General features: G+C 62.8%; 14 protein-coding genes. 7 read left to right on the top strand and 7 right to left on the bottom strand.

Annotated features, from left to right (window positions below):
- Positions 1-150 precede the first annotated feature (150 nt).
- The 7 genes from FFI89_RS26820 to pqqA all read right to left on the bottom strand — a co-directional run bounded on the left by FFI89_RS26820 (position 151) and on the right by pqqA (position 5283).
- Positions 151-810: a DUF4286 family protein gene (locus tag FFI89_RS26820; RefSeq protein WP_138830554.1), complete on the bottom strand. Its 660-nt coding sequence runs from the start codon at positions 808-810 to the stop codon at positions 151-153.
- Between the two features lie 12 nt (positions 811-822).
- A complete protein-coding gene (gene pip / locus FFI89_RS26815; protein ID WP_138830553.1) occupies positions 823-1809 on the bottom strand; it encodes a prolyl aminopeptidase in 987 nt (328 codons plus the stop codon).
- A complete protein-coding gene (pqqE, locus tag FFI89_RS26810; RefSeq protein WP_138830552.1) occupies positions 1799-3004 on the bottom strand; it encodes a pyrroloquinoline quinone biosynthesis protein PqqE in 1206 nt (401 codons plus the stop codon). The genes pip and pqqE overlap by 11 nt, the downstream gene beginning before the upstream one ends.
- Positions 3001-3309, bottom strand: coding sequence for a pyrroloquinoline quinone biosynthesis peptide chaperone PqqD (gene pqqD / locus FFI89_RS26805; RefSeq protein WP_138835740.1), 309 nt, complete (start codon positions 3307-3309; stop codon positions 3001-3003). Before pqqD ends, pqqE begins: the two co-directional genes overlap by 4 nt.
- 5 nt (positions 3310-3314) lie before the next feature.
- Positions 3315-4070, bottom strand: a complete 756-nt coding sequence (gene pqqC, locus FFI89_RS26800) for a pyrroloquinoline-quinone synthase PqqC (RefSeq protein ID WP_168213189.1) — start codon at positions 4068-4070, stop codon at positions 3315-3317.
- Between the two features lie 32 nt (positions 4071-4102).
- Positions 4103-5032, bottom strand: a complete 930-nt coding sequence (pqqB, locus tag FFI89_RS26795; protein WP_138830550.1) for a pyrroloquinoline quinone biosynthesis protein PqqB — start codon at positions 5030-5032, stop codon at positions 4103-4105.
- A 170-nt stretch (positions 5033-5202) separates the two neighbouring features.
- Complete coding sequence (pqqA, locus tag FFI89_RS26790) at positions 5203-5283, bottom strand: pyrroloquinoline quinone precursor peptide PqqA (RefSeq protein ID WP_138835738.1); 81 nt, start codon at positions 5281-5283, stop codon at positions 5203-5205.
- A 314-nt stretch (positions 5284-5597) separates the two neighbouring features.
- On the opposite strand from pqqA, the gene FFI89_RS26785 reads away from it, so the two are divergent.
- The 7 genes from FFI89_RS26785 to FFI89_RS26755 all read left to right on the top strand — a co-directional run bounded on the left by FFI89_RS26785 (position 5598) and on the right by FFI89_RS26755 (position 11631).
- Complete coding sequence (locus FFI89_RS26785) at positions 5598-5858, top strand: hypothetical protein (protein ID WP_138830549.1); 261 nt, start codon at positions 5598-5600, stop codon at positions 5856-5858.
- Positions 5859-6049: 191 nt separating this feature from the next.
- Positions 6050-7327, top strand: coding sequence for a sorbosone dehydrogenase family protein (locus FFI89_RS26780; RefSeq protein ID WP_138830548.1), 1278 nt, complete (start codon positions 6050-6052; stop codon positions 7325-7327).
- 115 nt (positions 7328-7442) lie between these two features.
- Positions 7443-8012 (top strand): c-type cytochrome, encoded by a 570-nt coding sequence (locus tag FFI89_RS26775; RefSeq protein WP_138830547.1) that lies wholly within the window; start codon positions 7443-7445, stop codon positions 8010-8012.
- Between the two features lie 104 nt (positions 8013-8116).
- The gene (locus tag FFI89_RS26770) at positions 8117-9508 is read left to right on the top strand and encodes an amidase family protein (protein ID WP_138830546.1); all 1392 of its coding nucleotides are present in this window, start codon (positions 8117-8119) and stop codon (positions 9506-9508) included.
- Between the two features lie 28 nt (positions 9509-9536).
- Positions 9537-10013 carry a glutathione peroxidase gene (locus FFI89_RS26765; RefSeq protein WP_138830545.1) on the top strand — a complete coding sequence of 159 codons (477 nt, stop codon included), beginning with the start codon at positions 9537-9539 and terminating at the stop codon, positions 10011-10013.
- Positions 10014-10030: 17 nt separating this feature from the next.
- Positions 10031-10279, top strand: a complete 249-nt coding sequence (locus FFI89_RS26760; RefSeq protein ID WP_138830544.1) for a DUF3297 family protein — start codon at positions 10031-10033, stop codon at positions 10277-10279.
- A gap of 182 nt (positions 10280-10461) precedes the next feature.
- Complete coding sequence (locus FFI89_RS26755; RefSeq protein ID WP_138830543.1) at positions 10462-11631, top strand: mandelate racemase/muconate lactonizing enzyme family protein; 1170 nt, start codon at positions 10462-10464, stop codon at positions 11629-11631.
- Positions 11632-11721 lie beyond the last annotated feature (90 nt).

Here is an 11721-nt window from a genome sequence, read left to right as displayed (position 1 = left end):
ATAGGCTTATCTTATTGGGGTCATTATTAGAGCCATTCCAGAGCCGGCACAAAGGCAATTTTGCGCGATCTTCAGCTTTCGATCGCTGCCGCATACGTGAACGGTAATGATGCAGTGCACATGTTGCGCTGCATGGTGTTGCGTGCGAATTTAGCTTCCCAAATCGCTCTTCGTCACATCCCACATCAGCCGGTAGATGCCGCTCGATATCGTCTGAGGCTTGAATGCGGCGAACCCGGCCATCACTGCCGGGATCGCGTTCACATCGGTGGCATCGATCAGCACGAACCAGTCGCCGGCGCCGGGGGCGGATGCAGACGGATTGTCGGTGAGCGGCTTTGACAGCGCCGGATCGTTCTCCAGCAGGTGCATCGAGATAATCCCGTCGCGAATGGCGGGATCGAGGTGTTCCCGCAGCGCCGCGCGCAGTTTGTCTTCGCCGCCGGCGGCGGGGCGCAGGCGGATGATGCCGAGGGCGGCGCCCCGGCCGATGCCGCGGCTGATCGTGATACGCGCCACGCCGCGGATCATGTCCTTGAAGCGGGCGATGTTGGCCTTCGACCACGCGGTCTGGTTGGCGAGCGCCGTGCGGTAGGCCGGGCTGTCCAGCACGTCGAAGGTTTCGGTGGAGTAGAGGCTGAGATATTTCGGATTGCCGTCGTGCGCGACATAGCGCCGCGCCTCCAGGAAGCCGGGGATGGCAACGCGCTCCTCGAGGTGTTCGCGGTCGTACCAGCGATTGAACTCGGCCTCATCAGCAGCATCGACATTCATCGACGTCAGCAACATGCCTTTTCCGGCTATAGGCATCTCTAAATTCCCCTATCGCGTAGTCCTGGAAGCCATGTCCGCAATCGACTTCATCACGGCGTCGCGGACGCCGGGGTCGTACAGCGTGTGACCGGCGCCTTCGACGACGCGGATTTCGGCCTCGCGCCATACCGCGCCCAGCGCATGCGAGGTTGCGGGCGGACACAGCAGATCATAGCGGCCCTGCACGATGATGCCGGGAATGCCGATGAGCTTGCCGGCCTCATTGATCAACTGGTCCGGTTGCATGAAGCTGTTATTGGCGAAATAATGCGCTTCCATGAACGGCGTCGCAGGCAAAGCGCGCGAGGAAACGAGCGCCGGCAGTTCGAGCCGGCTACGGCTGGGCGTGTGCTCGGAAAGAATTCCCTCGGTCTGTCCCCAGGCCCGCGCCGCGGGACCGTGCACGGCCGGATCAGCATCGAGGATGCGGCGGAAATAGGCTTCGATCGGACGTGCGCGCTGTTCCGGCGGCAACACGCTCAGGAAGTCGTCATAAAGGCCGGGATAGAAGCGCGGCAATACGTTGAGAAAGCCGTTCTCGATTTCCGCTATGGTGCCGAGGAAGGTCGCGCGTAGCACGATGCCGCTGACGCGCTCGGGATGGGCCTGCGCATAGGCCAGCGCCAGGGTCGCGCCCCAGGAGCCGCCGACCACCATCCAGCGTTCAATGCCGAACTTTTCGCGGATCATCTCCATGTCCGCGATCAAATGTTGCAGCGTGTTGGCGTCGCGGCTGGCTTTGGGGCGGCTGCGGCCAGCGCCGCGCTGGTCGAACAGCACCGCATGGAAGCGTTCGGGATCGAACAGGCGGCGGTGATCGGGCTGGCAGCCGCTGCCAGGCCCGCCATGCAGGTAGACCGCGGGGATACCACTGGCGCGGCCGACGCTTTCGACATAAATCTCGTGCCCATCGCCGACGGGCAAATGTTCCGAGGTCAGCGGCGCAAACGGATCGGCACGTTGCGCGGATTTTCTGGCGTCGGCGTCAGGCGCCATGCTCGCCTTCCGTCTCCAGCGTGCCGCCGGCGAAATTGCGATAGAGGAAGCGGTTGTGGTCGGCGGCGGCCTCGGACTGGGCAGCTCTGAATATCTGCTCATGCATTGGCGATAGCGTGCAGGACGGATCGGTATTGCCGGCGTCGCCGGTCAGCGCAAAGGCCTGGCAGCGGCAGCCACCGAAATCGATCTCCTTGAATTCGCAGCTCTGGCACGGCTCGGGCATCCAGCCGGTGCCGCGATAGCGGTTGAAGGCCTCGGAATTCTGCCAGATCCAGGCGATCGAATGATTGGATCGCACCGATTCGAATTCGAGCCCGGTGATCGACTCGGCGGCATGGCACGGCAACACTTTGCCGGATGGCGAGATGTTGAAGAATTGCCGGCCCCAGCCGCCCATGCACTTCTTCGGCCGCAGCGCGTAGTAATCCGGCACGACATAATCGATCGCGAGGGTGCCCTTCAGCCGCACGGCTGCTTCCTCGACGATGCGGCTGGTTTCCTCGATCTGTTCCAGCGTCGGCATCAGCGCGGCGCGGTTCTTCAGGGCCCAGCCGTAATACTGGACATTGGCCACTTCCAGACGATCGGCGTCGAGATCGACCGCCATCTGGATGATGTCGGACACTTGATGCAGGTTCTGCCGGTGCATGACCGCATTGACCGTCAGCGGCAGTTCGAGCTCACGCGTCCATTTCGCGGCCTCGATCTTCTTCTCGTGCGCGTTCTTCAGACCGGCGACGCGGTCGGCGAGCACAGGCTCATTGCCCTGAAAGCTGATCTGCACGTGGCACAACCCGGCATCGGCCAGCGCGGCCAGCTTTTCCCTGGTCAGCAACACCGCCGACGTAATCAGGTTGCTGTAGAGCCCGACATCGGTCGCGTGCTGCACCAGTTCGACGATATCCTTGCGCGCGGTCGGCTCGCCGCCTGAAAAATGAATCTGCAACACGCCGATTTCGGCAAGCTCCGTGAGGACCTTCTTCCACTCGTCCGTCGTCAGCTCGCTGCTGCCACGGTCGAGTTCCACTGGATTGGAGCAATAGGGGCACTGCAGCGGGCAGCGGTGCGTCAGTTCGGCGAGCACCGCCAGCGGAATGCCGAAGGTCTCGGCGGTCGAACGGCGCGATTCCAGGATCGCAAGCCCGTCATGGGGCGCGGCCGCTGTCTTGCCGTCGGCGATCAGGTCATTCATGACGTCTTCTCACGCGCTTCGGTGAGGAAACCCTTGTCGGCGAGGTCCTGCAACATGGCGACGACATCGGTGGCGATCGCCTCGCGCGGCGCCGCGTATTTCGCGGCGAGCTGATCGACCATGTCGGACACGCTGCGAGCGCCATCGCAGAGCTGCAGCACCTCAACCGCAATTTCGTCGGGCGCCAGCACCCGCTCCGGCGCCAGGATCACCCAGACCTGCCGCGTCTCATCGAATTTCAGCCTGGCGTGCCGCGGCAATTTCGGCCGGCTCGCCTCGCTGACGCTGATGTTGCGGCTGGTCATCTCTGTCATGTCCCTTTTGGCACGAACGCGCCGGGCGGAATGTGGCCCTCGACATAGGCATGATACAGCGCGTCGAGCTGAACCCATAGTACATTGGTCTTGAAGATCAGCGCATTGCAGACCGCCTCGCGCTCCCTGGGCGTCGTGGCATGGGTCTTGACGTAGTCCAGCGCGAAATTGGCGTCGCGCGGGGCCTGGGTCAGGCGGCGGCTGAAATAGCTCATGATGTCAGGATTGACGAAATCGTAGTGCTGCAGCATGCCGGAGATGCGTTCTTCGTGCAGGTTCGGCGCGAACAGTTCGGTGAGGGACGAGGCGATGGCCTCGAGCGGCGTCTTGTCGCGGCAGAAATGCACATAGGCTTCCACCGCAAACCGCGTCGCGGGCAGGATGCCTTCGGTCGATTCCACATAGGCGCTGTCGAGACCGAGCCCCTCGGTCAGCTTGAGCCAGCGATCGATGCCGCCTTCATTGCCGGGATCGCCGTCGTGGTCCTCGATCCGGTGCCGCCACTCGATGCGGGTGGCGCGGTCGCGGAACCGCGAGATCACCACCGCGTCCTTTAGCGGGATCGTGCTCTGGTAGTAATAACGGTTCAGCGCCCAGGCCTGCACCTGGCCCTGGTTGAGCTTGCCGCCGTGCAGCAGCCGGTGGAACGGATGCAGATTGTGATAGCGCGTCGCGCCGATGCGGCGGAGCATCGCTTCCAGCTCTTCGGCACTGTTGAGCGTGATGCCTTTGCCGATCGACAGCGCCGTCATTCCAGGTGCGGTCATTCCGGGTGTCGCGACGTTCACAGCGTGATCTCCATTCCGTCGGCGGGGATGTGCCAGCCCGCCTGTTCTGCGGCGTTGCGCTCGTCCGAGCCGTGCAGCAAGGCCGGGTTGGAATTGTTGATATGCAAAAACATCCTCCGGCCGATGTCGAGGCCGGCGAGGCTTTCGATCGCGCCGTGATCGCCCGACATCGCGATATGGCCCATGCCCAGTCCCGTCTTGTTGCCCAGTCCCGCCACGATCAATTCGTCGTCGCGCCACACGGTGCCGTCGAAGAAGACCAGCGCTGCCCCGGCCAGCCTCGATTTGAGGTCGTCGGTCACCCGGGCGCAGGCGGCGAGGAAATAGAAGTACTTGGCGCTTGTCTTGTCCAGAATCCGAAGCCCGAGCGTATCGCCCGCGCCGTCACTGCCAGCCGGATGCGCCTTGCCTTCGAGATACCAGGCGCCCTTGCCGGGAACCTCGAAGGGAAGAATCTCGATGCCGGACGCTGAACCGTCGGGCAGGGAGGGTTCGAATGCCTTGTCCACCTCGATTCCCTGGCGGCGGACGTTCTTGTCGTTCAATACATTAAAGATGCTGTTGGATTTCAGAATCGCAAGCACCCGTTCATGCGCATAGAGCGTAAAGGGCGAGCCCTCGCGCATCGACAACAGCCCGGTGATCGCGTCGATCTCGCCGTTGGTCAGGATGACGCCCGCGATCGGGCTGTGGCGAAGCTGTCCGGCCCTGGGGTGAAGCTGCGGCGTCGCGGTTAGTTGCTGGCGCAGGTCCGGCGAGGCGTTGACCAGAAACCAGTGCGCGCCGTCGGCGCTGACAGCGATCGAGGCCTGGGTGCTCTGCAATTCGGGATGTTCGGTTCGCGCCATCCGGCACACCGGACATCCGCAATTCCACTGCGGAACGCCGCCACCTGCCGCGGCGCCCAGGACGACGACCCGAAGCATGATCCGTCTCCCGGGAAACCAAGATCTGCCGTTACAGATCCTGATGCTGCACAAACGTAAGCTTGGTTACAAACGCAACAAAGTGGACACCGGCTCAGGACATAGTTCCACAATCGGGAAGATGTCCGGCCCGGAGGTCCACCTGCGTGAGATTGGAAGTGACGCGCTGCTTACTTGCGGGTCGCGCACATATACATATTGATTTCCATGCCGACCGACACTTCGACGATTTTCGGTGTCTTCCAGGCCATTTGGCGCTCCTTTTGATATCGGACGAACTCCGCCCTCGGAGATAAAGTACTGCGGATCAGAAAGTTCGCCAGTTAAATCTTTTGCGTGAAACCTGGGCGTGTTTATGCTGCGCTGCGAAATGTACTCACGCCATTGTGCGCCGTTCCGGCTCAAAACGGCGTGGGATCAAGCGTTTCGCGGTTGTTCGCACCGTCGCGAATGACGATTTTGCAGAACGATTTGCCAAGACGGGGCGCTACCGGCTCCCGATAAAGAACTTGTGACAATGGTGGCCTCCGGTTGCGTGGTTGCCGATGGAGCCAGGTTTGCGCCGATGCCACGCTATTTTTTCAATACCCGTATCGGCGATGAGCTGATTTCCGATCCCGATGGTGAAATGCTTGGGGATCCCGACCGCGCCTGGGAAATGGCGCGCGCCATGATTCGGGAGCTGCTGCGGACCGAGGGCGCCGATGGCGCGTTGTTGAACGCCATCATCGAGGTGACCGACGACGAAGGCGAGATCGTGCTGGAGTTTCCGTTCTCGGAAGCGATTCTGCTCGATGGCCCGGACGGTCCGACCACCAAGCATTGACGTCGCGCGAAGTCGTTTTGCGCTACACCGTGCGCCTTGGTCGATTCCGGCCGCGTCACCTTGCTTTGCGAGCATGTTTCCGATTGCAAATGTACGGACAAATGTCGGAGACTGCGGTTCGGGAAAGCCACCGGCGCCGGCACCGTGACTGCCTGCGCGAGGAAAACGGCTTCCGCCAAGGGAGAACCTCAATGAAGAGCTATTCGTCGGCATCGCGCAGCCTCTTGCTGGCCGGTGCTTTCTTCGGTGCACTCACGCTCAATGCTGTCGCCCAGCAGCCCGCCGCACCCGCGGCCGGTGCCGCGCCGGCGGCCGCGCCCGCCCCATTGCCGCCGGGCTCGCCGCTGCTCGGCCGGCCGGACAACGAGGCTGCCGCCAAGCTCGCGCCGGTGGCGCCGCCGCCGCTTCCGGCTGCACCGGACAAGCTGCCGACTGCGAAGCTCAAGCTGCCGCCCGGCTTCAACATCGAGGTCTATGCCGCGGGCATGGCCAATGCGCGCTCGCTCGCCGTTGGCGACAAGGGCACGGTATTCGTCGGCAGCCGGCTCGTCGACAAGGTTTATGGCATCGAGAACAAGGACGGCAAGCGCTCGGTGAAGGTGATTGCCTCGGGCCTCTATCGTCCGAACGGCGTCGCGTTCAAGAACGGCACGCTCTACATCGCCGAACTGTCGAAGGTCTCCAAGATCGACAAGGTCGAGGACAACCTGGACAGCCCGCCGAAGCCGGTGATGATCTACGACAAGCTGCCAAAGGACGAAGCCCATGGCTGGAAGTTCATCGCCATCGGTCCGGACAACAAGCTCTATGTTCCGGTCGGACAGCCCGGCAACGTTGTGCTGCATGACGAAGACCACGGCCAGATCCGCCGGATGAACCTGGATGGCACGGGGGCCGAGGTTTATGTGCGCGGCGTGCGCAACACGGTCGGCTTCGACTGGAATCCCGAGAACAAGCAGATGTACTTCACCGACAACGGCCGCGACTGGCTGTCGGAGACGGTGCCGGAGGACGAACTCAACCGCGTCACCAAGGCCGGCGAGCATTTCGGCGCGCCCTACTGCCTGCAGGGCAACATCATCGACCAGGAGCTCGGCTGGGGCAAGGACTGCAAGGACTACACTGCGCCGGTCGGCCTGCTGGGTCCGCACACGGCGTCGCTCGGCATGCGGTTCTATACCGGCAACATGTTCCCGAAGGCCTACAAGAACGCGATCATCATCGCGCGCCACGGCTCGTGGAATAAATCGAAAAAGCAAGGGGGCGACGTCGTCGTCGTCAAGCTGAACAAGGACGGTACCATGAAGTCGATGGAGCCGTTCATCACCGGCTTCCTCGAAGACAACAAGTATGTCGGTCGCCCGGTCGACGTGCAGCAACTGAAGGACGGCTCGATACTGGTCTCCGACGACTGGAACGGCGCCGTTTACCGCATCACCTACGGCAAGCCGAAGGTAGCCACGCAGTAAATATCAAGTCCGTCATTGCGAGCGAAGCGAAGCAATCCATCTTACCGCACAAAGGAAGAATGGATTGCTTCGTCGCTTTGCTCCTCGCAATGACGAAAACGGCGGGAACAGGCCGATGCGAATAACAACAATAGCGGCGCTGGCATTTGCCTTGATCGCAGCTTCGGCCAGCGCCGAAACGCTGCAGGAGCGCTTCGTGACCTGCCAGGGTTGTCACGGCGAAAAGGGGCAGTCCGAGACCGAAAATACGCCCTCGCTTGGCGGCCAGCAGGCGCCCTATGCGCTGATCCAGCTCTTCATGTTTCGCGAGAAGCTGCGCACCTTCGAGCCGATGAACGACGTGGCGAAGACACTGACCGACGACGATCTCCGCAATTTTTCCGATTTCATCGCGAAAATACCGAAGCCGGCGCCTCCGGCCAACGCCGGCGATCCGGCGCGGATGCAGCGCGGCCAGGCGCTGGCGCAGCATTATCTCTGCAACAACTGCCACAGGCCGGATTTCTCCGGCAACGACAACGTGCCGCGGATCGCCAGCCAGCGCGAGGATTACCTCGCCAAGACGCTTGGCGAATACAAGGACAACAGCCGTCACGGCTATGACGGCACCATGGCCGACGTCATGGGGCCGATCACCAAGGAGCAGATCGCCGATCTCGCTTATTACATCGCGCGCGTGCGTTGAAACCTCGCTTTGGCCCCGCGCTTGCGCGGGGCGCGAGCGAGAAGGGCCCGGCTGGCGCTGCCCTCCCGTCGGCGCTACAAGAAGGCCGTCAAACGGGGTTTTACATGCAGGATATCTGGCGTCTGTCGGCCACTGATCTGGCCGCCTTGATCAAGTCTAAGAAAGTCTCGGCCAAGGAGGCGGCACAGGCAGCTCTGGCGAGGCTCGATGCGGTCAATCCAAAACTCAACGCCGTCGTCGACCACAGACCGGCGGAAGTATTGGCGCAGGCTTCCGCCATCGATGCCGCAATCGGGCGGGGCGAGGATGTCGGGCCGCTGGCCGGGGTTCCCGTCACGGTGAAGGTCAATATCGACCAGCAAGGCTTTGCCACCACCAACGGGCTGAAGCTGCAGCGCGACGCCATCGCCAGGAGCAACAGCCCGGTGATCGACAATCTGCGAAAATCCGGCGCGGTCATCCTCGGCCGCACCAACTGCCCGGCGTTTTCCTATCGCTGGTTCACCACCAATCTCATCCATGGCGACACCAAAAATCCGCGCGATCCCGGCATCACGCCGGGCGGCTCGTCGGGTGGCGCCGCGTCCGCAGTCGCCGCGGGCATCGGTCATATCGCCCACGGCACCGATATTGCCGGATCGATCCGTTATCCGGCCTATGCCTGCGGCGTGCACGGCTTGCGGCCGACGCTCGGCCGCATCCCGGCCTTCAACGCCGCATTGCCTGAACGCAGCATCGGTCCGCAGCTCTGCGCGGTGTCGGGTCCGCTGGCGCGCACCATTGTCGATCTCCGGATTGCACTGGCGGCGATGTCGGCGATGGACGCGCGCGATCCCTGGTGGGTGCCGGCGCCCTTGCTGGGCGCGCCGATGCCGAAGCGCGCCGCGATGTGCCTCAACCCCGACGGCCTCGATCCCGTTCCGGAAGTGAGAGCCGCGGTCGCGGATGCCGGCAAGCGCCTCGAGCGCGCCGGATGGATCGTGGAAGAAATCACCGACACGCCGCCGCTGCGCGAGGCGGCCGAGCTTAATACCAAACTGTGGCTCGGCGACGGCTATGAAGCACAACTGGAGGCGGCCGAGCGGGAGGGCGATCCCGGCGCGCTGGCCTGCCTGCGCGGCAACCGGCCAAAGGTGTTTCCGTTCGATCTGTCGAAGACGCTGACGCGGCGCTTGACGCTGACGCGCGAATGGCTGGCGTTCTTCGAGAAATACCCCGTGCTGCTGATGCCGGTGTCCGGCGAACTGCCGTTTCCCGATCAACTCGATCGCAAGGACGAGGCGTCCTTTGCCCGGGTCTGGCACGCTCAAATGCCGCAAATCGGCATTCCCCTGATGGGCCTGCCCGGGTTAACGGTGTCGACCGGGCTGGTGGGACGGATTCCTGTCGGCGTTCAAATCGTCTCCGGCCGCTTTCGCGAGGATCTCTGCCTCGCGGCGGGCGAGGCGATCGAGGCCGGCGGTACGCCGTCGGCGGCAATCGATCCGGCCGTCTGACAACCGGCCAGTCAACAAAGAGAACACGATGCCAGGCATTTATGACTTTACGGCGCAGTCGCTCGCGGGCGAGGACGTCCCGCTCAGGCGGTTCGAGGGGCAGGTGCTCCTGATCGTCAATACCGCCAGCGCCTGCGGTTTCACGCCGCAATACAAGGGCCTGCAGGCGCTTCAGCAGGAACTCGGGCCGCGCGGCTTTTCGGTGCTCGGTTTTCCCTGCAACCAGTTCGGCGCGCAGGAACCGGGCGATGCCAGCCAGATCGAACAGTTCTGCGAAACCAAATATCACGTGACGTTTCCGATGTTCGCCAAGATCGACGTCAACGGGTCGCGCGCGCATCCGCTGTATCAATATCTTCGAAGAGAGAAATCGGGCCTGCTCGGCTCCTCGATCAAGTGGAACTTCACCAAATTCCTGGTCGATCGGTCCGGCAAGGTGGTCGGGCGCTACGCGCCGACCGCAACGCCCGAAGCAATACGAAAAGAAATCGAGGCGCACCTGTGAACGAAGCGAGCAAAACCATGAGCGACCAATTCCCCGACCGTCTCTCGGTCAATCCGAGCAGCCCCTACTACAACGAAGAAATCCTGGCGCGCGACGTCGGCATTCGCTTCAAGGGCGTCGAAAAGACCAATGTCGAGGAATATTGCATCAGCGAGGGCTGGGTGCGCGTCACCGCGGGCAATGCCAAGGACCGTCACGGCAACCCGCTGACCATCAAGGTGCACGGTCCGGTCGAACCGTATTTCCGCGACAAGGCGTCGAGCTGAAGTCCCGATCTCTCCACCGTCATTGCCTGCGACAAACGCGAAGCGTTTATGCAAGGGAGCGAAGCGACGACCTGTCCGCCGTAGCTCACCGGGCGAAGGCGGAAGCAATCCATGCTTTCTTTGCGGATGGATGGATTGCTTCGCTTCGCTCGCTATGACGGGGACAATGAAAGCCACACACCATGTCCGTCCGTATCGTCGACGTCTGCGAGATTACAAAGCCGATCTCCTCGCCGATCCGTAACGCCTATATCGACTTCACCAAGATGACGACCAGCCTGGTCGCCGTGGTCACCGACGTCGTGCGCGACGGCAAGCGGGTGGTCGGCTACGGCTTCAATTCGAACGGACGCTACGGGCAGGGCGGCCTGATCCGCGAGCGGTTTGCGCCGCGGCTGAAGGAGGCCGATCCGAAGACGCTGCTCGACTCAAGCGGCGGCAATCTCGACCCGGACAAGGTCTGGGCGACCCTGATGTCGAACGAGAAGCCGGGCGGCCATGGCGAGCGCTCGGTCGCGGTCGGCACCATCGACATGGCGGTGTGGGACGCGGTGGCGAAGATCGCGGGCAAGCCGCTGTTCCGTTTGCTCGCCGAACGCCACGGCCTGAACGCCAACCCACGCGTGTTCGTCTACGCCGCCGGCGGCTATTACTATCCGGGCAAAGATCTGTCGGCGCTGCGCGGCGAGATGCGCGGCTATCTCGATCGCGGCTACAATGTCGTGAAGATGAAGATCGGCGGCGCGCCGATCGCGGAAGACCGCGCGCGCATCGAGGCGGTGCTGAAGGAGATCGGCAGCCAGGCGCAGCTTGCCGTCGACGCCAACGGCCGCTTCGACCTGGAGACCGGGATCGCCTACGCAAAAATGCTGCGGGAATATCCGTTGTTCTGGTACGAAGAGGTCGGTGATCCCCTCGACTTCGCGCTGCAGGCGGCATTGGCAGATTTCTATCCGGGCCCGATGGCGACCGGCGAAAATCTCTTCAGCCATCAGGATGCCCGCAATCTCATCCGCTACGGCGGCATGCGGCCGGATCGCGACTGGCTGCAGTTCGACTGCGCGCTGTCCTATGGGCTGTGCGAGTATCAACGCACGCTCGCCATGTTGAAGACCCACGGCTGGTCGGCGAGCCGCTGCATTCCGCATGGCGGCCACCAGATGTCGCTCAATATCGCGGCAGGCCTCGGACTCGGCGGCAATGAGAGCTATCCCGACCTGTTCCAGCCGTACGGCGGTTTCCCCGACGGCGTGCGTGTCGAGAACGGCCACATCACCATGCCGGATCTGCCAGGCATCGGCTTCGAGGGAAAATCCGATCTCTACAAGGAGATGAAGGCGCTGGCGGCGTGAGGCGGGGCGAGGCGCGGGTAAGGGTCTCGCTGTCATTCCGGGGCGATGCGCAGCATCGAACTACGATGTGCACTTGCACATCGGAGAATC

The sequence above is a fragment of the Bradyrhizobium sp. KBS0727 genome (assembly GCF_005937885.2).
Lineage (GTDB): Bacteria > Pseudomonadota > Alphaproteobacteria > Rhizobiales > Xanthobacteraceae > Bradyrhizobium.
This window is presented reverse-complemented; position numbering and strand designations above follow the sequence as displayed.